General features: G+C 30.9%; 23 protein-coding genes. 14 read left to right on the top strand and 9 right to left on the bottom strand.

Features of this window, described 5'->3' with window-relative positions:
- The first annotated feature begins 247 nt into the window (after positions 1-247).
- The 4 genes from ACWJJT_RS02070 (at position 248) to ACWJJT_RS02085 (ending at position 3,965) form a co-directional block, all read left to right on the top strand.
- Positions 248-598: a hypothetical protein gene (locus ACWJJT_RS02070; RefSeq protein ID WP_462955882.1), complete on the top strand. Its 351-nt coding sequence runs from the start codon at positions 248-250 to the stop codon at positions 596-598.
- A 326-nt stretch (positions 599-924) separates the two neighbouring features.
- Positions 925-1,986: a hypothetical protein gene (locus ACWJJT_RS02075; protein ID WP_462955883.1), complete on the top strand. Its 1,062-nt coding sequence runs from the start codon at positions 925-927 to the stop codon at positions 1,984-1,986.
- A gap of 284 nt (positions 1,987-2,270) precedes the next feature.
- A complete protein-coding gene (locus ACWJJT_RS02080) occupies positions 2,271-3,740 on the top strand; it encodes a ComEC/Rec2 family competence protein (RefSeq protein ID WP_462955884.1) in 1,470 nt (489 codons plus the stop codon).
- A 12-nt stretch (positions 3,741-3,752) separates the two neighbouring features.
- Entirely contained in the window at positions 3,753-3,965 is a 213-nt protein-coding gene (locus ACWJJT_RS02085; protein WP_462955885.1) for a DUF3006 domain-containing protein, read from the top strand.
- An 83-nt stretch (positions 3,966-4,048) separates the two neighbouring features.
- On the opposite strand, the gene ACWJJT_RS02090 is transcribed toward ACWJJT_RS02085, so the two are convergent.
- From ACWJJT_RS02090 to ACWJJT_RS02110, 5 genes are all read right to left on the bottom strand, one after another.
- On the bottom strand, positions 4,049-4,495 hold the full coding sequence (locus tag ACWJJT_RS02090) for an RrF2 family transcriptional regulator (protein WP_462955886.1): 447 nt from the start codon (positions 4,493-4,495) through the stop codon (positions 4,049-4,051).
- 135 nt (positions 4,496-4,630) lie between these two features.
- The gene (locus tag ACWJJT_RS02095) at positions 4,631-4,930 is read right to left on the bottom strand and encodes a hypothetical protein (protein WP_462955887.1); all 300 of its coding nucleotides are present in this window, start codon (positions 4,928-4,930) and stop codon (positions 4,631-4,633) included.
- A gap of 41 nt (positions 4,931-4,971) precedes the next feature.
- Positions 4,972-6,087, bottom strand: coding sequence for an amidase domain-containing protein (locus tag ACWJJT_RS02100; RefSeq protein ID WP_462955888.1), 1,116 nt, complete (start codon positions 6,085-6,087; stop codon positions 4,972-4,974).
- A 15-nt stretch (positions 6,088-6,102) separates the two neighbouring features.
- Complete coding sequence (locus tag ACWJJT_RS02105; protein ID WP_462955889.1) at positions 6,103-6,981, bottom strand: M15 family metallopeptidase; 879 nt, start codon at positions 6,979-6,981, stop codon at positions 6,103-6,105.
- 384 nt (positions 6,982-7,365) lie between these two features.
- Positions 7,366-8,235 carry an SDR family oxidoreductase gene (locus tag ACWJJT_RS02110; RefSeq protein ID WP_462955890.1) on the bottom strand — a complete coding sequence of 290 codons (870 nt, stop codon included), beginning with the start codon at positions 8,233-8,235 and terminating at the stop codon, positions 7,366-7,368.
- Positions 8,236-8,640: 405 nt separating this feature from the next.
- On the opposite strand from ACWJJT_RS02110, the gene ACWJJT_RS02115 reads away from it, so the two are divergent.
- On the top strand, positions 8,641-9,915 hold the full coding sequence (locus ACWJJT_RS02115; RefSeq protein WP_462955891.1) for a DEAD/DEAH box helicase: 1,275 nt from the start codon (positions 8,641-8,643) through the stop codon (positions 9,913-9,915).
- 321 nt (positions 9,916-10,236) lie between these two features.
- On the opposite strand, the gene ACWJJT_RS02120 is transcribed toward ACWJJT_RS02115, so the two are convergent.
- Positions 10,237-10,497: a glutaredoxin family protein gene (locus ACWJJT_RS02120; RefSeq protein WP_462955892.1), complete on the bottom strand. Its 261-nt coding sequence runs from the start codon at positions 10,495-10,497 to the stop codon at positions 10,237-10,239.
- Positions 10,498-10,724: 227 nt separating this feature from the next.
- On the opposite strand from ACWJJT_RS02120, the gene ACWJJT_RS02125 reads away from it, so the two are divergent.
- The 3 genes from ACWJJT_RS02125 to ACWJJT_RS02135 all read left to right on the top strand — a co-directional run bounded on the left by ACWJJT_RS02125 (position 10,725) and on the right by ACWJJT_RS02135 (position 13,111).
- Positions 10,725-11,777, top strand: coding sequence for an AI-2E family transporter (locus ACWJJT_RS02125; RefSeq protein ID WP_462955893.1), 1,053 nt, complete (start codon positions 10,725-10,727; stop codon positions 11,775-11,777).
- Between the two features lie 4 nt (positions 11,778-11,781).
- Complete coding sequence (locus ACWJJT_RS02130) at positions 11,782-12,642, top strand: putative RNA methyltransferase (protein WP_462955894.1); 861 nt, start codon at positions 11,782-11,784, stop codon at positions 12,640-12,642.
- Between the two features lie 235 nt (positions 12,643-12,877).
- Entirely contained in the window at positions 12,878-13,111 is a 234-nt protein-coding gene (locus ACWJJT_RS02135; protein ID WP_462955895.1) for a hypothetical protein, read from the top strand.
- Positions 13,112-13,508: 397 nt separating this feature from the next.
- Here the strand turns inward: ACWJJT_RS02135 and ACWJJT_RS02140 are convergent, their stop codons facing one another.
- On the bottom strand, positions 13,509-15,044 hold the full coding sequence (locus tag ACWJJT_RS02140; RefSeq protein ID WP_462954445.1) for a transposase: 1,536 nt from the start codon (positions 15,042-15,044) through the stop codon (positions 13,509-13,511).
- Positions 15,045-15,312: 268 nt separating this feature from the next.
- Between ACWJJT_RS02140 and splB the strand changes: the two genes are divergently transcribed.
- Positions 15,313-16,323, top strand: a complete 1,011-nt coding sequence (gene splB / locus ACWJJT_RS02145; RefSeq protein ID WP_462955896.1) for a spore photoproduct lyase — start codon at positions 15,313-15,315, stop codon at positions 16,321-16,323.
- A 222-nt stretch (positions 16,324-16,545) separates the two neighbouring features.
- Here the strand turns inward: splB and ACWJJT_RS02150 are convergent, their stop codons facing one another.
- The gene (locus ACWJJT_RS02150) at positions 16,546-17,886 is read right to left on the bottom strand and encodes an MATE family efflux transporter (RefSeq protein ID WP_462955897.1); all 1,341 of its coding nucleotides are present in this window, start codon (positions 17,884-17,886) and stop codon (positions 16,546-16,548) included.
- Between the two features lie 289 nt (positions 17,887-18,175).
- The gene (gene aat / locus ACWJJT_RS02155) at positions 18,176-18,844 is read right to left on the bottom strand and encodes a leucyl/phenylalanyl-tRNA--protein transferase (protein WP_462955898.1); all 669 of its coding nucleotides are present in this window, start codon (positions 18,842-18,844) and stop codon (positions 18,176-18,178) included.
- 219 nt (positions 18,845-19,063) lie between these two features.
- Here aat and ACWJJT_RS02160 point away from each other — a divergent pair, with 219 nt between their 5' ends.
- The 5 genes from ACWJJT_RS02160 (at position 19,064) to tgt (ending at position 23,926) form a co-directional block, all read left to right on the top strand.
- Positions 19,064-19,840, top strand: a complete 777-nt coding sequence (locus ACWJJT_RS02160) for a hypothetical protein (protein ID WP_462955899.1) — start codon at positions 19,064-19,066, stop codon at positions 19,838-19,840.
- Positions 19,841-20,046: 206 nt separating this feature from the next.
- The gene (ruvA, locus tag ACWJJT_RS02165; protein ID WP_165412779.1) at positions 20,047-20,646 is read left to right on the top strand and encodes a Holliday junction branch migration protein RuvA; all 600 of its coding nucleotides are present in this window, start codon (positions 20,047-20,049) and stop codon (positions 20,644-20,646) included.
- Positions 20,647-20,660: 14 nt separating this feature from the next.
- A complete protein-coding gene (gene ruvB / locus ACWJJT_RS02170; RefSeq protein WP_462955900.1) occupies positions 20,661-21,668 on the top strand; it encodes a Holliday junction branch migration DNA helicase RuvB in 1,008 nt (335 codons plus the stop codon).
- Between the two features lie 82 nt (positions 21,669-21,750).
- Entirely contained in the window at positions 21,751-22,776 is a 1,026-nt protein-coding gene (gene queA / locus ACWJJT_RS02175; protein WP_462955901.1) for a tRNA preQ1(34) S-adenosylmethionine ribosyltransferase-isomerase QueA, read from the top strand.
- Positions 22,777-22,801: 25 nt separating this feature from the next.
- Entirely contained in the window at positions 22,802-23,926 is a 1,125-nt protein-coding gene (tgt, locus tag ACWJJT_RS02180) for a tRNA guanosine(34) transglycosylase Tgt (protein WP_462955902.1), read from the top strand.
- Positions 23,927-23,988: the final 62 nt, after the last annotated feature.

Here is a 23,988-nt window from a genome sequence, read left to right on the forward strand (position 1 = left end):
TGGTTTGCAGGTGATCATCAGATTTAGATGTGTGTATAATGACATGCATGTTACCGTAGAAAATTTAAGACAATTATATACTAAATTTAACCACTTTCCACAATAGATACACAATGTATCGTTATTGGAGGTGGTTTTTTATTTTACAGGTAAATATAAGATGAATTTATATAGTAGTAAAATAGTATATTTTTATTCAATTATTCTAATAATATAAAGAACAAATAATCTTAGGATGGTGTAAAAAATGAAGAATGTAAAAATTGCTTCAACATTTATAATAATTAGTATATCTATTCTGCTATTTACTGCTTGTAATTCCATGAAGTCGCCGACTAATACTACTAAAAAAGCTATCCTTCCAACAGCAACAAAAACAATTTATTCTGACACTCTTAAAGGACTAGTTACGGCTAAGACAATAACACAAACCCAGTCAGATAAAGTAATGGAAGAGGCAACAAAAAATGTGTCGCAAGTTAAAGGTAGTATTAATAGATTAGGTACATTAGTAGAAAATCGTGTAATTACTCAAATACAAGCTGATAAAATAAACCAAGAAATTGAGAAAGGTATGAAAAGGATTGAGGGTAAGTAGCTAAGGGTAAGATTACCCGTAGAATAATAGGGAAGCTTAGAGATGAGCTTCTTTTTTGTTGCAAAAAGGATGGTAATATAGGGGGCTCTATGAAAGATTGCTCTAATGTAATATTTACATCATATTAGTAGGAGAACTACTACTTTTGTTTTTTGTTTATAAAAACATCAAGTTTATTTAAGAAAATTGAAAAATTAGTTAACCAAATTTTTCATAATTATAAAATATTATGTAAATTATGATATAATATGGATATGTATAAAATGGATATATAAAAACAGATATATAAAAACGGATAAAAAATAATTATATACGAGGTGGATAAGATGAAGTATTTTAATAGTTTCTTAAAAAATATGTTAATTAATGATTTAGAACGTAAGGCATATTATGAAAGTAAGAAAATATTAGAAAAAAGAAAGCCTATTTATGTATCAAGAAAAAAATGGTTAAATATTCGCAAAATCGCTATAGATGAATTTGTAGGAGAAAACAAAAATCCTAGAAATATTAGAGAACTTGAATTTAGTACATGCTATAAATTTTTGAATAATAATAAGCCTTCTTATATTAATAACAATGAATGGGATTATATATTGAAAAAATCTACAGAGATATTAGAGGAACAAATCAAAAAAATAGTTTTGGAAATAAATTATTACAATGATTTTTCAGTGCTTTTAGGTTTGAATAAACCTAAAAATATTAAGCAAGATATATGGAATATAATACAAAATAAAATTTTTGATGTATTTATTTTATTAAAAAAATACAATGCTAGTCAATATTGTTTTAATACAGATAAAATCCTGGATTTACTAAAAGAAAAAAAACAAAATGGGATGGCAGAAGATAAGTGGCTGGATTACTATAATTTTTTAACAGAGTTGTATTTACAAAATTTATTAGGCAAATTATATTCTATAAAGTCTCCAATTGAATTTATAAAAAATCATCCGCTAGAATATTTGGAAGACGAAAAAATTTATGAATTAAATCATGAAGCATATAGATTAGAATTACTTGCCTTTAAAATACTTTGTTATACTAATAATCCAAAAGAATTAATTAAAAAGGAAAAACCAGCTTGGATTAAAGATATTGATTTTAAAATAATAGTATTAGATTTAAAGGGTAAAATTGAGATTGACGAAAAGAGAGAAGAATATAAAGAAAAAGTACAATTGATTAATGGAATTTTAAAATGCAATAAATTACAGATGGATAAACCCAAAAATATAAATGAAGAAGACTGGTCATACTTATTTCATCTAGAAAAAAGTATAAAAGATAAATTTGATAATAACAAGAAAAATGATAAAGCGAAAAAACTAATTGAAGATGAAGAAGAAACAAAATATATGAAAAAAATCACTAACATATTATAGGATAATAAATTAGTACAATAGATATTCTAATAAAATTGTTTCATAATGGCAAAACACCTTAGTGTATTGATTAATTATAAATACACTAAGGTGTTTTTGCTTTGATTTGGCTGAAATTAGCATTATATGTTGTAAATTGGTTTGTAATGCATTATTATTAAAATTACTAGTAGAAATTGGACAAGCCTATTTTTCATTGCTATTTCTATGAAGTTGAAATGCAAACAAAGTTAAATATATTTATCTTATTTGTATTATTAAGACTAAAAAGGGGAATAAAATTAATGAAAGATATTTTGAAATATATACCGGGTTTTAGAACAAATAAAAAATGGAAAAGAATAGTTGCAATAATATACTATCTATTTTGTTTGTTCATATTAATAGATGGGATTTTTTCATTTTTAATAGTGGCATCTATTCCAATTATAATATTTGCTATTGCGAGTTTTGGGAAACATATAAATAAAACAGCGGTATTAATGCTCATAGTGGGCATAATAATATTTAGCATGGGTATAAAATTAGATGACTCAGCATCTAAAAATAAAACTGCAAGTGCAACAACACAAGTTATATCTAACAAAGTAGTTTCACAAAAGAAAGAAAAAATTGCAATAGAGATTAAAAAAGAATCAGATACAAAAGAAAAGACTGATTCTGAAATTAAATTGGATGCAGATGCAAAGGTGAAATTCTATGCTAAAGAGGGGTTAAACGTACATTACATAGATGTTGGCCAAGCAGATAGTATTTTAGTGCAACAAGGATCAAACTCTATGTTAATAGATGCAGGAAATAACCCTGATGGTACTCTAATTAAAAAATATATAACGGAGCAAGGGATTAGTAAATTAAATTTCATAGTAGGAACACATCCTCATGAGGATCATATAGGTGGATTAGATTACGTAATAAACAGTTTTCAAGTAGGCAAAATATACATGCCTAAAAGAGCAGCAACAACCAAAACCTTTGAAGATGTAATTAATGCAATTAAAAATAAAGGACTAAAAGCTACAGCGCCAACTCCAGGAGAAAGTTTTAAGTTAGGCGAGGCTACATGTACTATATTAGCCCCTAATGGAAGTGATTATGAAGATATTAATAATGAGTCTATAGTTATTAAAGTAAACTTTGGGAGTAGTTCATTCTTATTTACTGGAGATGGAGAAGATATATCGGAAAAAGAAATGCTATCAAAAGGGTTTGACCTTAAATCAGATGTGCTTAAAATAGGCCATCATGGCAGTGATAGTTCAACAACACAAGAGTTTTTAGATAAAGTTAGTCCCAAATATGCAGTTGTAAGTGTTGGAGTAAATAATAGTTATGGTCATCCACATAAGGTAAGTATGGATAGACTTAAGGCAAAGAATATTTCTGTGTACAGAACTGATGAATCCGGAACAATTATTGCAACTAGTGATGGTAAGGATATAACTTTTAATGTTAAACCAGGAAGTTACGCTTATAATGGCACTGGAGCATCTGATAATAAGACAATTAGTTCGTCAACTAATGTAGTCAATAAAGCATCATCAATCATAGTTGTACCCCCCGTGGTTAATCCATCCCCTGAGAAAAAAGCAATAACAAATCAAAATAAGAGTATTACAGTATATATTACTGAATCAGGTGAAAAGTATCACAGTGATGGGTGTAGATACTTAAAGAAAAGTAAAATACCTATAAGTTTGGATAATGCAAAAGCGGGCTATGTACCATGTAGCGTTTGTGGGGCACCTCGTTAAGGAGTTGATTGTATGAAAATAATAATAGATAGATTTGAAGGCTGTTATGCGGTATGTGAAAAAGAAGATAGAACTATGATTGATATTAAAAGGATTAAATTACCTCATAGCGCTAAAGAAGGAGACGTACTTAATATTGATAATGGTATAATCACTATTGATACAATGGAAACAGAAAAAAGAATAAGAAAAATTGAAAAATTAACTGAAGATTTATGGGGATAGAATTAAGCAAGGTGTTTTTTATGTTAATGAAAATAAATTAAGAATAACAGCACCTGGATTTCACAAGTGCTGTTATTCTTCATTTATATTATAAAGTCTAAGATATACTCATCATTTAGACTTTTATATTTTTCTACAAGATCTTGTAGCGTTACTGAATCCATTACTTTATTGATTTGTTCATTAACCTCTTGCCATACTAGAGTGTTTATACAAACTTTTATGGTTTTATCAACATCTAAGGCGCCACCATCATCTCCAGTAATTTCTAAATCGCCTTCAAGGGTTCTTAAAACTTCACCTACTGTGATTTTTGATGCTTCTTTTGATAGGGTATAACCACCCTGGGACCCTCTTGCACTTTTTACAAGATTAGCCTTTCTAAGTACTGAGAAAACTTGTTCTAGATAATTTTCTGAGATAGACTGCCTTTCAGCGATAATCTTTAAGGGTATATAGTCTCCAAATGAATGCACAGCTATATCAACCATTGCCCTTAAACCGTATCTTCCTTTAGTAGAAATATTCATGGTAAGTTAATTCTCCTTATCTATACTAAAATATACATATTATGTGTAATGTAATATTTATTTATCAAACTAAATGATACTATATTGAAAAGAATAAGTCAACTTAACAATGCCACAGCGATGCTTTCTGGGGAACTATAAATTTTCGAATTCATTTAGTGTTTTTAATTTGCTCTCAACTTTAGCCTTTTCACTTCTTATATTATCTAATTGCTGTATTAGTTTTTTGTTTTCTACTTTTATGTTTTTGGTCGAATTGTGCTTAAGACCTGTTTCTGAAAGTTCTAATGTATATTGAATTTCTTGCTCAAGCTTGCTTTTATAAGTTTCCTCAAATTCCTTCTCTACCTCAGTTAATTCTTCATTTAAAGTTGTTTTCATATTGTCAATAACCTGCCTAGTAACTTCTGATTTAATTTGTTCTTCAGTCTTCATAATTATTTACCTCCTTATAGTTTATTGATTTAATATTTTTGTTAATAATGAACTCTAACTAACCAAAATTTAATGTTTTTATCGCTCCATCCAAGATCCCAAGGAACTTTATTTCTATCTGAATTATGACAGCTGACCAAGGAATATCCTCTTGAATCAGATCCTGTAACAACAGAAATATGAGTTATGTCATTTTTCTTTTCATAGGCAACAAAATCTCCTGGCAGTAGATTATAACTAGCTTTATATACTTTGTCATAGCTGCCATAGGAAATTATTGATGCTCTACCACTATATAGCATATAGTTTTTAAAACCATCCGCATTTAGCCAAGATCTTGTTGCTCCATTTTTGTCGTAGTTCCAAGCAGGATTTTTTCTGAATTTACTTCCTTCTAAAAGAATTTGTGATGCAAAGTTTGCACAATCACCACCTTCGGGATTATAATTTCTGTACTTTTTATTATACTTGTATTCGTATTCTGCGGTGCTTGCAGCCCCGCAATATTTATCAGCATATTCTATAGCACTTACTCTTCCTTTATCTATGGCAGATAGATCTCGTGCGCTTTGGGATAGTATAAATTTTTTTATAGAATCTGCCTTAATATTATCTAAGTTTAAAGAGTTTGCAAAAGGGTCTTTATACCATTCTTTGGAAATTACCCAAGAACCATCTTTACTCATAAGTTGTAAATTGTGATAGGTTCCAATTCTAGACGTATTTTCTAGTCCGGGCTGATTTTCATATTCATATTTATATTCTGTGGAGCATAATAAATAAACTGAAAGATTATTATTGCTACCTTTAATATTTTTTACAATTACAGTTGGTATAATATGTGTAAACTTAACTCCTTGTTTTTCTGCCCAATTATTAATATACTCCATCTTTCTTTTTTCATATTCATATGCCCAGGTTCCATATTTTGTGTCCATATTATAAAGTGACTGTATTAATTTTAAATCACCGCTAAGTAGGGCTTTGTTTCTTTTTTGAAAAATTTGATCTATATAACTAGTAACTTCTTTTTTTGAATAATCCGTAATAGCATATGTGTAACTATTGCTATATAACTGTATTAATAAAAGAAGTATGATAAATATAAGTAATCTACTTTTAGATAATTGTAACTTTTTAATTTTACAAAAATTCATAATATTATACTCCTATTATTTTATTAATGTATTGATTCTATCAATTGCATTTTTTATAGGCACTTGGTGCCATGGTGCACCTTCATACCAAGCATTTTTTGCATCTACAGTACCTGTAAAATAACGAGCTTTTAAAATGATTTCAGGTCTATATTCGAAATGTAGGATATCAAAGTGTGACCATTTACCACCCCATACAAAGCCATTATTTTCAAAAACTTTTACAAGCTCATACGGATATGAGGATAATCTGTTTTCACCTGCATCTTTAGAGGCCCATTTCCAATAATCACTTTTATCACTAGCGAGATCAATAGCGATACCAAAAGAATGAGGGCTTAATCGATTTGTACCTGCAATTACGCGATAATTAAAAGTGCCACTACAGGGAAGAAGACATCTTCTAACATTTTGGTTTCTTTCTGAAAGAGGAATCAGTTCACCCATAACAGATTGAAGTGAATCGGATGCACTATTACTATTATTGAATTGAAAATTGCTATAACCTACCTTGACTTTTGTAAGTTTGGATTCTACAACTTTTTTGGAAGTGCCATAAACCTCTGATAATAAACCATATGACCGAAGGCGACCAGGATCAAAGTTAGACTCCATAATGTTTTTAACAGCAGAAAGGGGATAAATTTGATCTAACGTATCTTGAAGATCTGGGTTTGCTAGTTTTTCTTGTAAATCTTTCTCTTTTTTGTCATCATAGCAAATCTTTTTTCCAGACTTCATTATTAAATATACGTGCCCATTATTTTCTTCAATATTTGTAATATATTGAGGATAAGCTAACATTAGGCAGAGTAGGTCCTGCTTCATTATTATGTTATATTTATTAGCATTTTGATCTGTAAAAGTAAAACTTGTAGCCGAGGCTATTGTCATATTGCATGTATTAAGAAGTAAACTAATAAAAAGCGTTAAAGTAAAAATTTTGCTTTTGATAATATCCTCCTCCTTAAAAAAATAAATTATTTTTAGAGATTTTTAAGAGATATATAAGGTGCAAATTACTTATTGATAATAGTACATTGGTATATATATTTGCCAATGTGCTATTATTATATGTGTGGATATATTAACAAATTAAGTGAAGGTATTTCCAATAAAAATAAAATAAATTTTAGAAAAATTACAAAAGGAGAGAAGTAGAAATAAGGATACTACAAAGCGAACAAAATAGGCCTCAAAAAATTGATGCCTATTTTGTATTTTTCTACTTAGTTGTGATAAGAAACATGCCACTTGAAACCTGGATGATGCCAAGTATTAACCATTTATAATATTGCCACCATTTACATGAATAGTTTCACCACTTGTAAAGGAGGCACCTTCGGAAGCTAAAAACACATAAGTTTCAGCGAGTTCTACAGGTTGACCTGGTCTTCCCATAGGAGTGTTGCTTCCAAATTTACCAACCTCGCTTGCGCTGAAGGAAGACGGTATAAGAGGTGTCCATATGGGGCCTGGAGCCACTGAGTTAACTCGTATTTTTCTACTTGCTAGTGAAAGAGCTAAAGAACGAGTGAAGGTAACTATTGCTCCCTTAGTTGAGGAGTAATCAATTAAGGTTTCGTGGCCTTTGTAGGCTGTAACCGATGAAGTATTTATAATAGTAGCACCCTCTATTAAATGGGGTAATGCAGCTTTAACCATATAGAACATGGCAAAAATATTTGTTTTAAAAGTTTTCTCTAGTTGCTGCTTTGTAATATCTTCAATACTATTTTGGGGATGTTGCTCACCGGCGTTGTTCACAAGAATATCTAATTTGCTCAATTCTTTTATTACTTTGTTTACAGCATCATTGCAAAAGGTATCGTCTCCTATATCTCCGGCAATTAAGATACATTTTCTACCCTTTGCTTCAATAAGTTTTTTTGTCTCTTCTGCATCTTCATGCTCATCAAGATATACTATGGCTATGTCAGCTCCTTCTCTGGCGTATGCGAGAGCAACTGCTTTTCCAATGCCACTATCGCCACCTGTAATTAAGGCAACTTTATTCATTAATTTTCCAGAGCCTACGCAATTTAAATTTTCAAAAATAGGTCTTGGATTCATAAGAGTTTCTAATCCGGGTTGATTATCTTGTTTTTGCTCAGGTACGTTCATAGGGTAATTAAAGTTTTCATTCATATAAATGTCTCCTTTTGTAAAAAAAATTTTATAGATATAGTTTGTGGAAAATCAACATTTATATTCAACATTTATTTATGAAAAATAGAAGAATAGCAACAAGAGTCGAAATATGTTATAATAAAAAAATATGAGTGCAACGAATAGTTGAATTAAAACAGTTATAAGATTGAAGTTGATATAAAAGAAACATATTTATTTATACATCATAGACCTACAAAGTCGGAGCTAAATGAAGAAAAATCAGCCTAAATATGCTCATATCAATAATAAAAGGGTGGTTTCTTAGATGCAATATAATCATGTAAGAAAGTTGTTGTTTCCAATTTTCGGGAAAATTCATAACAGGATATCAGTGATTTGTGACATTTAAAGTCAAAGACAGCCACTTCCAAAGGAGAAAAAATGTTATTCGAAGACTTAAATCTTATTACGCCAATAAACAAGGCTTTAAAAACTGAAGGTTATGTGCAACCTACGCCTATACAAGAAGCTGCAATTCCTACTATATTGGAAGGGAAAGACTTTCTAGGCTGTGCTCAGACAGGGACTGGAAAGACAGCAGCTTTTGCTATTCCTATACTGCAAATTCTTTGTGGGAGACAAAAAGTTATAAAGGGACCCAAAAATATAAAGGCCTTAATACTCGCGCCTACTAGGGAACTAGCAATTCAAATTGGAGAAAGTTTTACAGCCTATAATAAACACATGAATCTTACTAGTGCAGTTATTTTTGGAGGCGTATCACAAAAAAAACAAACTGATGATTTAAAAGATGGAGTAGATATTTTAATTGCCACTACTGGTAGATTACTCGATTTAATGCAACAGAAATACATTAACATACACCATGTGGAAATGTTTGTGCTTGATGAGGCAGACCGTATGCTTGATATGGGATTTTTGCGTGACGTAAAAAAAATTATAGCGCAACTACCTAAAATTAGACAAACTATGTTATTTTCAGCAACTATGCCGCCAGAAATCTCAAAGCTAGTGGATTCTATTCTTGTGGATCCAGTAAAAGTAGCAGTGACACCTGTTTCATCTACCATTGAGCTTATTGAACAATCAGTATATTTTGTGGATAAAAAAGATAAGAAACCGCTACTTATTCATTTGCTAAAAGATAAGTCCATAGTTTCTGCCTTAGTATTTTCAAGAACAAAGCATGGTGCAAATAAAATCACTAAAGACCTTAACAATGTAGGAATAGAAGCACAAGCTATTCATGGTAATAAATCTCAGAGTGCGAGGCAACTTGCTTTAAATAATTTTAAAACGGGTATTACAAGAGTATTAGTCGCAACGGATATAGCAGCGAGAGGTATTGATGTTGACGAATTGTCTCATGTAATCAATTTTGATTTGCCAAATATACCAGAGACTTATGTTCATAGAATAGGAAGAACTGGCAGGGCAGGACTTGGTGGAGTTGCACTTTCGTTTTGTGATGAAGAAGAAAAACCTTTTCTTAAAGATATTCAAAAGGTTATATCAAAATCAATTCCAGTAATAGGAGATCATCCTTATCCTGCAAGTAATGAACCTGTAATAGCAAGTAATGATAAGGTAAATAAACCTTCAACAAGAAAGCCTCAACAATCAGGAAATGCTAGAAGAAATGGAAGAAATCAGAGTGGGAATCAGCAACCTAAAAATTTTAGATCAACAAGATAAAAAATATAAAGCCAATGATTATATAAAATAATCATTGGCTTTACTAATCCATATTAAAATATGGATTTATAACTCCGTATTTTAATTTACATACGGAATTACTTAGTAGTCCCCATTTTTAGCCCCAGCAATATTGCCTACGCTTAAAATTACAAGTGGTTTACTTATTAACATAACTAACATCTCCCTTTTATAAGTTTAATGTTTGTTTGTCGACTACAATAATAGTATATCCCGTGATTAAAAAGATATACATGAAAAACTAAAAAAATGTAAGAAGATAATTTAAAATTATATTCTTACATTTTTAGTTTATTAAAATTATTTTAATGCCTTTTCAAATATACCATTAATAATATTTTTAGAGGCAACGCCTTCATGAACTTTAACTCCGTCAACATAGTAGGTAGGGACATAATAGTATGTATATTGTTTTGCTATATCCGGTTGAAGCTCTTCATCAATTATTTTAATATCAATACCAGCGTATTCTGGATTTTGTTTTTTTATAGTGTCCATCCAAGTAAGTGCTTTTTTACAATATGGACACCATTCAGTTACAAACATAATTACAGGTTTCATTTATTATCATCACCAAACTTTCTTATTAGTATATATATTATACACCATTTTTCTTATTCTTCGTGTATTATAAAATTTTAAATTTAGTACATAGAGTAATTAATAGAAATAAGTTAAATAATTTGATATAATGAAATAGCCGAAAAATAATTTATTGTAGCGAAAAATCAAAATGATGTTTAAATTTCAACGAATTTAAACAAAAAAACAATGAAGGAGCGCCTTAAATGCAAACAATAACACCATTATTTAACAGAAAATTCTTAGAAAAAATGCTATTACTTTTATCAATAATATTATTTGCATATTTAATAAGATCCATTTTAAATTTGATTCTATTAACATTTGTGATTACTTATTTAGTTAATAGTCTACAAAGTTTATTAGTTAAACAAATTAACAGGGTAGTAAAAGTAAATCCAACTATTATTACTATAATTATATATATGTTTATGACAGGAACTATGGTTCTTCTAGCAGTTAAATATATACCAATTGCTATTTCTGAAAGTATATCTATTTTAGACAAGATGGAATATATTGATTTTTCTGAAAATACAAAAGGATTTACGAAGTATTTAACACCAATGTTTGATCAAATTAATATTTCAAATTATGCTAAATCGAGTATTCAAAGTATTATGACTTTTGTAACTAATTTTGGAAAGTGGAGTTTAAATTTTTTTATGGCACTTCTACTAAGCTTAGTATTTATATTAGAAAAAGACAGTGTGTTAAAATTTGTACATAAGTTTAAATATAGTAAAGTATCTGTGGCATATAACCATTTGAGCTATTTTGGTAATAATTTTTTAAATTCCTTTGGTAAAGTAATACAAGCTCAAATAATGATAGCCATTGCAAATACAGCATTATCAGTGATAGGACTAACTATAATGGGATTTCCGAAATTATTCGCTCTTGCATTTATGATATTTATTTTAAGTCTTATACCAGTAGCGGGGGTATTTATTTCGTTAATTCCCCTATGTTTAATTGCTTTTAAAATGGGTGGGTTAGTTAAAGTAGTTTTTGTGCTTATTATGATTTTTATAATTCATGCTATTGAAAGTTATATTTTAAACCCAAAGTTTATGTCTGATACCACCAATCTTCCAATATTTTTTACTTTTGCCACATTAATAGTGTCAGATCATTTTATGGGGATTTGGGGTCTACTCCTTGGAATACCAATATTTATGTTTATATTAGATTCAATTGGAGTAGAGTTTAGCAAAAAAACCATTTCAAAATTAAAGAAGATTAAAGAAAGGCAGTGATTTTGTGACAATAGAAAATAAAGAATCTATATTGAAATGTCCCGTGTGCAATTTAAGTTTAAAAAAGTATGAAAAACAATATATATGTTTAAATAATCATAGTTATGATATAGCAAGTAAAGGACATATTAATCTTTTGCTTGCTAATCAAAAGAAAACAAAAGACCCTGGTGACTGCAAAGAAATGATGGAAGGGCGTAGAGACTTTTTAAATAAAGGGTATTATCACACTTTTTCTGATAAACTAAATGATGTAATTATATCAAATATAAGTGGAAATAATATAAATATACTTGATGCTGGGTGTGGAGAAGGATATTTTTTATGCAGGTTAAAGGAAGCCATATATATAAAAGAAGCTAGCTACACTCGAAATAAAGTAATTGATTTTTTTGGCGTAGATATTTCAAAAGCTGCAGTCACTTATGCAACTAAGAGAGATAAAAAAATAAAATTTATAGTAGGTAGTAATTTTAACCTACCCATAATGCCAAACACAATAGATATAATTATAAGAAATTTTGCACCGTCAGATGAGACTGAGCTTAATAGGGTTCTAAAGGATAACGGTAAGCTAATTGTTATAACGCCTGGAGTTCAACATTTATATGGATTAAAAGAAATATTATATGTAAATGCTAGAAAACATGAGGAAAAAGTAACAACATTTGGGGGATTTAAGTTAACTCAAAGCGTGGAAGTTAAGTACAGCAGCGATGTGGGAAATGCTGAAGATATAAAGAGTCTTATTGCAATGACTCCTTACTATTGGAATATTGATAATGCTATGAGAGAAAAGGTTAATGATACCTCAAAGCTTTCAACTTTGCTCCATTTTAATATAAGTATATATGAAAAGAATTAATAATCACCCCCATTTGCGCTTTTATAATTTTATTGAGAATCCATGTTAGTTTTGCCGAAATTAAAATATAATTGTAACTAATGAATTATTAGAGGAGTTTGCGTGGGTAATATCATAAATATTCGATTTTTAGAAGAATTTTTAAAAAAAAATACTAATTTAATTAGAAATGATTTATTGATGTTATTTAAGATGGTATAATGTATTTGATAAATAAGAAATTTGAGGTGCATCCATGACTAATGATGAAATGTATAAACGTATAATAGCTATGACTAGTGTTAAAACTGCAAAAAGCTTTATTAAAACTTGTGATATAAGTAAAGGGGACCTAGGCAAGCTTTGCAAGAAATTTAACATATTTGTAGAAGGTAAAGCTACTAAGGAAGAAATGATTGATAGATTTATAGGCGAAACCCTTGGGAAAAAATTAAAAAAAAAGGTGATCAATAAATACAACACTAGATAAAAAATATTAAGTTTATAAAAGCACTGAAATATAGGGAGAACGGTATATATTTTTATACCGTTCTCCCTATATTTTGGTTTCTATGGTAAATATAAAACCGCGGTTTTATTATGGAATCAGTAGGTGCAATAATTATTGTGTGCTTTTAAGTGATAATAAGTAAGAAATAAGAAATAAGGAAGACTATAAAGGAGCTGAGATGTATAAATAACTTTGTTTAATAAAATAATTAGTATAGTCGGAAAACAATAATTAACAATTTCCATATTTAAGTATTAAAAGTGCTTATTTGAATGAAAAGTTATATTTGAATTAATTACGGGCATGACAAAAAGACTTTTTTATACACTATTAAAAAAAGCCGTAGGCTGGTTATTGAATTGAAATTTATTTTAAATTACGCAGCTATATTTTTAAGAGTTGGGAAAATATCAGCAAGGGCTATTAATTTTTCTGATGCCCAAGCATCTATGAAACAGCAAAATGCACCAAGAAATACCCTTGTTATTCTATACCCAACAGAATAAATAATTGCATCTTCAGCATGAAAATTATTATTTATTCTATCCCAACACCTTTCAGTAGTTGAACGTCTTTTATAAAGAGATTTCCATTGTTTTGAACCTCTTAATATTGGAGTAAAATACCTTGGGTTATCTAATGTTTTAGTGTAATAAGATTTATTGCTTTTCATAGGACATTTTTCACAGTTTTCACATTGAACTGGGAATAACCATTTATGTCTATATTGTTTAGTAATAATTCCCCAATTACGAAGCTGATGTCCACAAACAGTTCCGTGTGGAATAGCATTCTTATCAAGTTTAACAAATTCACTATTTGATGATGGTTTTGAAGAACGTGAATTTAAATCAATAATAGGATTTATTCCATAATGCATGCATAAAAGATAAAAAGCATTAGCATCATAAGCAGAATCTAAGGCTACAGAATGAAATTTAATTTCAGGATATAAATCTACAAGTTCTTTAAGTGCATAAACTCCAGTAACAGCATCATGGCGTGCCGCGCTAACAAATTTAATATGGATAGGTAGGCTGTAAAAGCTATCACAGGCAGTAAATCCATGATAGGTATGACCATAGTAATAATGTTCATTAAAGCTATCCCAACCCCAGCTAGCACTGGGGTCGGTAAACTTTCGATAACAGTCACAATGTTCTCCTGGTTTAAGTTTGCAATCACAAACTTTTTTACCGTAAGGCGAAGCCTGTGTTGGCATACAGGTTCCGTCGCCAGCAATATTTAGTTTAGAAGGATCGCCCAAAATACCCATTGATAAAGAAGGAATAACAAATAATTCTTTAAGTATGTTGTTCATTTTGGATTCGCTTCTGTCAAGGAGCTTTAAATTATCAAATTTTAAGATTCTTTTAACTAAACGGTCAACTACACCAGATTTGGAGTTATTCATCTTTTGGTTTTTCTTTTGCTTTTTACGTGGTTTACGTTTAATTTTACGCAGTTTGGATTTATTAAGGATCTTATCCTTATGAATCAGCCTATCCATAAAATCATAAAAAGTACCTACACCAGGAAGTCGGTCAACATGTATGCCTTCGGCTTTAGAGTCTGAATAGCAAGCGGGTATAAAACCAGATAAAATTGAATAGAAAGGGTCTGAACGTAATGTTTTTACCCAAGAGGATATACTAGTTTCTTTACAATAAGCCATGATAATAAGTGACCTGAGTAATGCTGCCGCATCTTTTGGCGGAGCTCCTTGATTAGATTTAGAATAAGTACTTTCTATTAGAGGGACAATTCCGGTTAGGTCGGTAGACCATATTTTAGTTATTTGTGAACTACGCTCAAACAAAGTGATTTGTTGATTGGTTTGAATATAGAATTTTTCTAAAAATGTTTCAAGAAAATATTGATATTGGGAATGAGAAACCTTAACAGTTAACATAAAAACACTCCTCGCAAATGAAATAATGTAAAAAATATACATATTTAATTTTGCGAATTTTTACTAGCTGTCAAGTCTTATTTCACAATGTTTAAGTAAAAAAAATAAAAAATAATACGAATAGCTTAAATTTTCTAGGTTATTCGTACAATATGAGGCACCACGAATTTTTGAGGTGAAGTTGATTTTTGAGCAAAATGAATCAAGAGTTAGCAGTGCCTTAAGAGTTTCCGAGAGTGCACAAAATAATACTTATGAGGTGAGGATAATGGAGTTATTTATACCAGACATTGCATATATAGATCCTAAAGTTCTGAAATATGATGCAGCAAAAAAAGTTATAGAGCACTTAGAAAGCTTAAAGGTACCCATAGTTAATTCTAAAAGAGTAATAATAGATTGTGGATCACCTGAAAAAAATTATGCAATGTCTAAAAAGGTTGTTCTTTTTACGATAAACGGTCAAAAAAGATTATCGAGTTGCAAACCATCTGCTGATTATCAATTTTCACTATCAAGTTCATGCCCTGCAAATTGTGAATATTGCTATCTTCAGACTACTCAAGGTGAAAAACCTTTCATGAAGATTTTTATGAATATTGAAGAAATTTTAGAGAATATACAAACTTATATAGAGGATAACAAGCCGAATATTACGACCTTTGAATGTGCAAGTATAACAGATCCCATTGCGCTTGAACACTTAAGTGGGAACTTAAAAAGATGCATAGAGTTCTTTGGAGAAAGTTCCAATGGTAGATTGAGGCTTGTAACGAAATTTAATGATGTTGATCCATTTTTAAAGCTAAAACATAACAAGCACACAAAATTCAGATTTACTTTAAATTCGCGTTATGTAATAGATAATTTCGAACACAATACTTCTAGTTTTCATGAGAGAATAGACGCAGTTAAAAAAATTGCTGCTGCTGGATATCCAATAGGATTCATAATTGCACCTATTATGATATATGATAATTGGAGGGAGGAATATAAGGAGTTATTTGAAACACTAAAAATAGCACTAGGTGATTATACTGGGGAAGTAAGCTTTGAACTTATTCAACATAGATTTACTAAAGCGGCAAAGGAGTTGATAGTTCAACGATTTAAAAATACTAAGCTTGATCTGAATGAAGAAAAAAGGCAATTGAAATGGGGGCCGTATGGAAAATTCAAATATGTCTATAAAAAACCAGACAGCGAGGATATTAAAAATTATATCTCAGAACTTATAAATAATAATTTTAAGCAGGCAATAATTGAATATTTTACTTAGTATTCTTTACCAAAGATAAGATGGTAGCATACTATTAAGAGTAGTGTTGATTTCTAACATAATAAAAGACTGCACTATTATATTATGAACGGCACCCTGCACAACGTGCAGGGTGCCGTTCACTTTTTTTAGATTCTGACTCTATAGTGTATATTGTATAATATTCGATAGCTTTTGTTTTTGTAATAAAATAAAAGCTATCGAATGGAGCGTGATAGTATGTCAAATTGGCGGATGCATAGAAATATCATCTTTGAGATAATTCTTTATAAGGAATAAGCTCAACAATAAGGTAATCACTTCTGCACACGGAATAGTTAACCAAACTCCTGTCATTTGCAGAAAATGCGGAAGAATGAAAATCAAAGGGATAACAGTAATAAAACCTCTTGCAAGAGAAACGGTAAATGCTTTTGCAGGTTGATTAATAGAAGCAAAAAATGAAGACGTTAGAATATTAAAACCCATGAAGAAGAAGGAAATAAAATACAGCCTTATACCTTGTGTCGCCATATCAGCAAGCGCAGCATTATACTCCTTGTTAAACAGTTGGATAATAACATTCGGGTAAACCGCCCCTGCAATATAGAAAGCGAAGCCAATACAAAATGCAAGTATCACAGCGTATCTGAATACTTTCTTTATATTGTCTTTATTTCCTGTACCGAAATTTATACTCAAAATGGGTTGTATACCCTGTGCAATACCAGTAAAAACAGCGACAACAATTAAAGCAAGGTTAGCGATAATTCCATATGCTGCAACGCCGATGTTTCCGATGAGATTTAAAATTTCAATATTGAACAAAAGTATAATGAGTCCTGAAGATACCTCGGTGAACAAAGACGGTAATCCGAGAGAAAATATTTTTTTTACATACTTCTTTTGTAAGGATGTTTTTACTAATTTAAAACGGTTTTTCTTCTGTATAAGATGGATAGACAGTATGCCAATACTTATGATAGGGGCAAGACCTGTCGCAAATGCGGCGCCGAACATACCAAGATTCATGTGAAATATAAAAATATAATCAAGAATGACATTGCCAAAGCTTCCTGCAAGCATGGCAATCATCGAGAGCTTCGGATTGTTATCATTCCGTACAAAACAAACAATCACAGTGTTTACCATAAAAGCACAGGAAAATAGCAGTATTGTTCTTAGGTATGAACTTGCCATTGGCATTACCTCTGCATCAGCACCTAGCAGTCTCGCAATATCACCAGAGAAGAATGCTCCGACCGCCGTAAATAGGAACCCAAAGGCAAGAGCCAAATAGATGGTTTGCGTAAAGGTCTTGCTTGCATTTTTGAAATTTCCCTCGCCGCAGAGGATGGAATATCTTATGGCACCTCCCATGCCGAGCATTAAACCGATACCATTCACAAGACTATAAATAGGCAATACTAAATTCAATGCAGTTAAACCGTTATTACCCATATTTCTTGATACAAATATCGTATCTGCCAATATGTAGAAAGACAACCCTATCATGCTGATTACATTTAACAACACATATTTAAAAAATAATTTATTAATGCTTGTATTAGTTTTTGTTTTCATACTTTTACATATCCCCTTTTTATTAATTATTTTATGTTTAATGCTTGTATTAATTTTTGTTTTATAATCCTCCTAACAAAAAAAAGCATTAGGCGATTCATACCCTAAGACCTAACGGCATGAATTCCTAACGCTTATGATTTCAGTACATTTATCCGGTGACAAAAGTACCTAAGCAATATTTATTTAATCATATTATAATACTTGGAGTTTGTCAATGCGTTTCCATGCTTCAGTGTTTCTGTTTGTAAGAAGTTTTAGAGCTTGAATAATTAAGGAATTGTGCAACTTAAAAGCACAATTTTAAAGGGTTTATTGAAATTTCTTTTTTCATAAGTTCCAAGAATTTTTCTCTTGGAATATAAACTGCTCCTAAACTTTCCAAATGAGTTGTATGAACCTGACAGTCAATCATAGAAAATCCTTTTTCTTCCAATGACTTGCCTAGAGTAGTAAATGCTACCTTAGAGGCATTATCCATAGTTGAAAACATTGATTCACCAAAAAAACATTTTCCCATACTTATGCCGTATAATCCACCAACTAACTTATCTTTGTACCAGGTTTCCACGCAATGGGCATAGCCGAGTTCGTAAAGTCTACAGTAAGCTTCAATCATTTCATTTGTAATCCATGTACCTGTTTCTTTTCTTGTATTAGAACAATTACATATAACATCTCTGAAACAAGTATCAAAGGAAACCCTATATGTATTCTTTTTAAGTAGTTTTTTCATAGAATGTGAAATTCTAATATCTTTTGGATAAACAATAAATCTTGGATCAGGTGACCACCAAAGTATAGGCTCGTCTTCTGAAAACCATGGAAATATTCCATTAGAATACGCAAGTAGTAATCTCTCGGGAGATAGGTCGCCTTCAATGGCTAAAAGTCCATCCGCGTCGCTTAGAGATGGATCTGGGAATACTAAATCATTTGATAATCTATAAATCGTCATAATAAACTCCTTTCAAGGTATATATTAATATTGCAGCTCCGAAGGAGGTGATTTAATTACATAAACTAAGGGTCTGTAAAATTTATTATATACTATTTGTCTCATTGATACATACTTTCACCTTTATGATTATATGAAATTGATATTTAACTTATATTTTTCAATTTATTGAATGAATACCCCCTTATATGGACATAATTTCAAATAAGGAGTGGTAATATGAAAAACAGAAAAATTTTATATTCAATATTTACAATAATATTAATAACTTTCGTTGGTGCTAACTATTCTCTTAATCACTATATGAATAAAAATGATTTAAAGCTTGAAGCTTGTAGCAAATTGCCATATTTAAAATTCACTGCGAAAAGTATTAATGATAATGACAAAAATAATTTAATGCAAACGTCCGTGAATACTAAATTGGTTAGGGTATCTCAGGATACAAAATTTATGTTTAAGATTAGATATAAAGACAATGAAGTTAGAAATATGGTGCTTGAAAAACAATTTAATGGTTCGGATGTGCTAAATAAAAAAACACAGTTAGAACTTAATGAATTTTTTAAAAACCAAGGTTACACAGTTTTTAGTATGAGTAATGATGAAATAGTTTTTGTTAATAATAGTAATAGGTACAGTTACAATGCTAACAGGTATTTTTTGGGAGTATATGAGGACCTTGTAACAATTTATAAAACAGATGAAAATGGAGACATAACAGCTCATAAACTATTTAACTCAAATGTTTATATAGCAAATGGTAAACAGCAGAAATATGACTTTGAAGCTCGAGACAAAGGGGAATTACAATATGTCAAGATAGGTGATTTGAAAGAGAAAGATGGCTTGGTGGATGACCTAATTCGCGGTAGAAAATATAGTAAAGACAGTGATGGTAGTAAGGATGCGGAAGAAAGCGCCGAATATGAAAAAGGAGAATTTAAAACACCCGAAAAGGCTTTTGATTATGCAAGGGGTTTATTAAAGTCTTAACATCCTAATGTGAAATAAAAAAATATGTACTAAAACCTTAAGAAAAATGTATTTCTTAAGGTTTTTTGACTTATTATTTATTTTCATGCATCTTAATTATTGAATTAATACCGTTTAGGTGGTAAAGTGTTATGTAGCCTTTATAAAAATGTGATGATAGCAATTAATAATTTATATTCACGAAGAAAGCATCAAGGAGGAAATATATGTACGAATATATAAATGGAATTTTTGTAGGCATTAATAAGGACTATATTGTAGTAGATAATAACGGCATGGGTTACAAAATATATACCTCTGGAAGTACTATGGCAAAGATGCCCAAAACTAACGAGCATGTATTATTATATATAAAACAAATTGTTAGAGAAGATTTTATTGGACTATACGGATTTCTAACAAAAGAAGAGATAGAGATGTTTAGCCTTGTAATTAGTATAAATGGAGTTGGGTCAAAAGCTGGCTTATCATTACTTTCTATTTGCAGTGTTACAAATTTAAAATATGCAATTGTGTCGGGAGATGAAAAAACTTTAATACGGGCACCTGGAATAGGCAAGAAAATTGCTCAAAGAATAATTCTAGAGCTCAGAGAAAAAATTCATATTGAACAGTCAGCAGCTAACACTTTATCACAAATTTCAGGTAGTAATTTAGAAGATGATAGAAAACTTATAGAGGTTTTAGGAGCGCTTATTTCCCTTGGATATTCTGAAAAGGAAGCAGAAAAAGCATTAAAAGCTATAAGTAAAGAACAATCACTTGAAAATATGATTAAAGATTGTTTGAAATATTTGATGAACTAAGGTGGGAGTACACTATGGATGATATTGAGGAAAGAATTATTACTTCATCGGTCATTGAAGAAGATATGGAAGCAGAGTATTCGCTAAGACCCCAAAAACTTAGAGAGTATATTGGTCAACCAAAGATTAAAGAAAAATTAAATATATTCATTAAAGCAGCTCAAAATAGGGAAGAAGCTCTTGATCATGTGCTTTTATATGGTCCTCCTGGGCTTGGTAAGACAACACTTGCCAACATTATTGCAAAGGAAATGAAGGGTAACTTAAAAGTAACCTCCGGGCCCGCGATTGAAAGAGCAGGGGATTTGGCAGCTATTTTAACTAGTTTGAGCGATTATGATGTTATTTTTATTGATGAAATACATAGACTTAATAGAGCTGTAGAAGAAATATTATATCCTGCTATGGAGGATTATGTTTTAGATATTGTAATTGGAAAAGGAGCTTCAGCAAAATCTATAAGACTAGATTTGCCTAAGTTCACACTTATTGGTGCAACTACCAGGATTGGACTATTAACAGCACCTCTTCGTGATAGATTTGGTGTGCTAAGTGCCATGGAATATTATACGCAAGGTGAGTTAAAAGAGATAGTAATTCGTTCTGCATCTATTTTAAAAGTAGATATTACGGAAAATGCTGCAATTGAAGTTGCAAGACGTTCAAGAGGTACTCCGAGAATTGCTAATCGTTTGCTTAAGAGGGTTCGCGATTATTGTGATGTTAAGGGGAATGGAATTATTGATTTGAATTTAGCAAAGTCTGCTTGTGAACTTCTTGAAATAGACGACGAAGGATTTGATAGAATAGATAATAAAATGCTTGAAGCTATTATAGATAATTTTAATGGGGGGCCAGTAGGCATAGAGACCTTATCTTATTTTATAGGAGAAGAATTAGGAACTTTAGAAGATGTCTATGAACCTTATTTAATTCAAAAAGGATTCATAATAAGAACCCCAAGAGGGAGGATGGCTTCTAATAAGGCTTATCAACATTTGAATAGGCCTTTTAAAAAATAGAATAAGCATAAAAATCTAAAACAATTCACAGTATTAATGATGAAGTTTGAATGATTTTTGCTAAAGAAAGGATGTAGTTTTTTTGAAAGTAAAGGATTTTTATTTTGACTTACCAAAGGAGCTTATTGCTCAACATCCAGTTGAAAAAAGGGATGAGTCAAGGCTTATGGTAGTCAATAAAACAAATAAGGAAATACAGCACAAACAGTTTAAAAATATAATAGAGTATTTAAACCCAGGAGATTGCTTAGTGCTAAATGACACCAGAGTTTTACCAGCAAGGCTTTTAGGAATGAAAGAGGACACCGGAGGTAAAATGGAATTCCTGCTACTAAAGAGAATAGATGTTAATCATTGGGAAACCTTAGTTAAACCGGGTAAAAAAGCAAAGATTGGAGCTAGGTTTATTTTTGGAAATGGAGAACTAAAGGCAACAGTCATGAGTGTTTCTGAGGGTGGAAGTAGAATAGTGGAATTTGAATTCGAAGGAATTTTTGAAGAGGTTTTAGATAAACTCGGAGAGATGCCGCTACCACCATACATAACTGAAATATTAGAAGATAAAGAAAGATATCAGACTGTATTTTCAAGAGCAGCAGGATCTGCAGCAGCCCCTACTGCAGGACTCCATTTTACAGATGATTTGCTAAGTCAAATTAAAGCTAAGGGTGTTAAAATTGTATTTGTAACACTTCATATAGGTCTGGGTACTTTTAGACCTGTAAAAGCCGCAACAGTGGAAGAACATGAAATGCATTCAGAGTACTATATGCTTAGTAGTGAAGCAGCAGCGATAATTAATGAAGTAAAAGAGACAGGTGGCAGAGTAATTGCAGTAGGTACTACATCTAATAGAACACTCGAAAGTATAGCAGATGATAATGGCAGAGTAGAGGAAAAATCCGGATGGACAGATATATTTATTTATCCAGGATATAAATTCAAAATTGTTGATGCAATAATAACGAATTTTCATTTGCCAGAGTCCACATTAATAATGTTAGTTAGCGCTTTTGCGGGCCAAGATTTAATTATGGGTGCATATGATATGGCAGTAAAAGAAAGATATAGATTCTTTAGTTTTGGAGATGCAATGTTTTTATATTAATTATTGTATAGAAAGTAGGGTAAATATGTATAAATTACTTAAGAAAAGTGGTAAAGTAAGACGTGGTGAGTTTACAACACCTCATGGAACTATTCAAACACCTGTATTTATGAATGTGGGAACTCAGGCAGTTATTAAGGGCGCTGTTTCCACTATGGATTTAAAAGAAATCAACTGCCAAGTAGAATTATCTAATACCTATCATTTACACTTAAGGCCAACAGATAAGGTTATAAAGCAAATGGGAGGACTTCATAAATTTATGAATTGGGATAGACCTATTCTTACAGATTCTGGTGGGTTTCAGGTGTTTTCTCTATCTAAAATGAGGAAAATTAAAGAAGAAGGAGTTTACTTTAATTCACATATTGACGGGAAAAAAATATTCATGGGGCCAGAAGAAAGTATGCAGATACAAAGCAATTTAGGATCTACTATTGCAATGGCTTTTGATGAATGTATATCAAACCCATCTACTAGAGAATATGTAGAAGACTCAGTAGCAAGAACTACAAGATGGCTAATTAGATGTAAGACTGAAATGGATAGATTAAATTCTCTTGAGGGCACTATAAATAACAAACAGATGTTGTTTGGAATAAATCAAGGTGGTATTTGTGAGGATATCAGAACAGAACATGCTAAAACAATTAGTAAGATGAACCTAGATGGTTATGCTATAGGAGGACTTGCAGTAGGGGAGACTCATGAAGAGATGTACAGAATCATTGATGCAGTTGTTCCACACTTACCACAGGATAAACCAATATATCTTATGGGAGTGGGCTATCCAAGCAATATTTTAGAAGCAGTATCTAGGGGAGTAGACTTTTTTGATTGTGTATTGCCAGCAAGAAATGGTAGGCACGGAAATGTTTTTACGAGTGATGGTAAAATAAATATAATGAATTCTAAATTTGAGCTGGATAGCGCTCCGATTGATGAAGGATGTCAATGTCCTGCTTGCATGCACTATACAAGAGCCTATATAAGACACTTATTTAAGGCAAAAGAGATGCTCGCCATGAGACTTTGCGTGCTTCACAATCTATATTTTTATAATAAACTTATGGAAGACATTAGGGATGCCATTGATAATGATTGTTTTGAAGAGTTTAAGGCTGAGAAACTTGCTCAGTGGAATGAGTAAATATAATTATTTACTATAATATGATTAACCTATAAATGTACTAAGGGATGTTGTGGTCTTTT

This window comes from Clostridium sp. CM041 (assembly GCF_055081035.1).

Excerpts from the sequence above, each read along its gene's own strand:
- ACWJJT_RS02070 (WP_462955882.1), top strand. The coding sequence starts at position 248 with ATGAAGAATGTAAAAATTGCTTCAACATTTATAATAATTAGTATATCT.
- ACWJJT_RS02075 (WP_462955883.1), top strand. The coding sequence starts at position 925 with ATGAAGTATTTTAATAGTTTCTTAAAAAATATGTTAATTAATGATTTA.
- ACWJJT_RS02080 (WP_462955884.1), top strand. The coding sequence starts at position 2,271 with ATGAAAGATATTTTGAAATATATACCGGGTTTTAGAACAAATAAAAAA.
- ACWJJT_RS02085 (WP_462955885.1), top strand. The coding sequence starts at position 3,753 with ATGAAAATAATAATAGATAGATTTGAAGGCTGTTATGCGGTATGTGAA.
- ACWJJT_RS02090 (WP_462955886.1), bottom strand. The coding sequence starts at position 4,495 with ATGAATATTTCTACTAAAGGAAGATACGGTTTAAGGGCAATGGTTGAT.
- ACWJJT_RS02095 (WP_462955887.1), bottom strand. The coding sequence starts at position 4,930 with ATGAAGACTGAAGAACAAATTAAATCAGAAGTTACTAGGCAGGTTATT.
- ACWJJT_RS02100 (WP_462955888.1), bottom strand. The coding sequence starts at position 6,087 with ATGAATTTTTGTAAAATTAAAAAGTTACAATTATCTAAAAGTAGATTA.
- ACWJJT_RS02105 (WP_462955889.1), bottom strand. The coding sequence starts at position 6,981 with ATGACAATAGCCTCGGCTACAAGTTTTACTTTTACAGATCAAAATGCT.
- ACWJJT_RS02110 (WP_462955890.1), bottom strand. The coding sequence starts at position 8,235 with ATGAATGAAAACTTTAATTACCCTATGAACGTACCTGAGCAAAAACAA.
- ACWJJT_RS02115 (WP_462955891.1), top strand. The coding sequence starts at position 8,641 with ATGTTATTCGAAGACTTAAATCTTATTACGCCAATAAACAAGGCTTTA.
- ACWJJT_RS02120 (WP_462955892.1), bottom strand. The coding sequence starts at position 10,497 with ATGAAACCTGTAATTATGTTTGTAACTGAATGGTGTCCATATTGTAAA.
- ACWJJT_RS02125 (WP_462955893.1), top strand. The coding sequence starts at position 10,725 with ATGCAAACAATAACACCATTATTTAACAGAAAATTCTTAGAAAAAATG.
- ACWJJT_RS02135 (WP_462955895.1), top strand. The coding sequence starts at position 12,878 with ATGACTAATGATGAAATGTATAAACGTATAATAGCTATGACTAGTGTT.
- ACWJJT_RS02140 (WP_462954445.1), bottom strand. The coding sequence starts at position 15,044 with ATGTTAACTGTTAAGGTTTCTCATTCCCAATATCAATATTTTCTTGAA.
- splB (WP_462955896.1), top strand. The coding sequence starts at position 15,313 with ATGGAGTTATTTATACCAGACATTGCATATATAGATCCTAAAGTTCTG.
- ACWJJT_RS02150 (WP_462955897.1), bottom strand. The coding sequence starts at position 17,886 with ATGAAAACAAAAACTAATACAAGCATTAATAAATTATTTTTTAAATAT.
- aat (WP_462955898.1), bottom strand. The coding sequence starts at position 18,844 with ATGACGATTTATAGATTATCAAATGATTTAGTATTCCCAGATCCATCT.
- ACWJJT_RS02160 (WP_462955899.1), top strand. The coding sequence starts at position 19,064 with ATGAAAAACAGAAAAATTTTATATTCAATATTTACAATAATATTAATA.
- ruvA (WP_165412779.1), top strand. The coding sequence starts at position 20,047 with ATGTACGAATATATAAATGGAATTTTTGTAGGCATTAATAAGGACTAT.
- ruvB (WP_462955900.1), top strand. The coding sequence starts at position 20,661 with ATGGATGATATTGAGGAAAGAATTATTACTTCATCGGTCATTGAAGAA.
- tgt (WP_462955902.1), top strand. The coding sequence starts at position 22,802 with ATGTATAAATTACTTAAGAAAAGTGGTAAAGTAAGACGTGGTGAGTTT.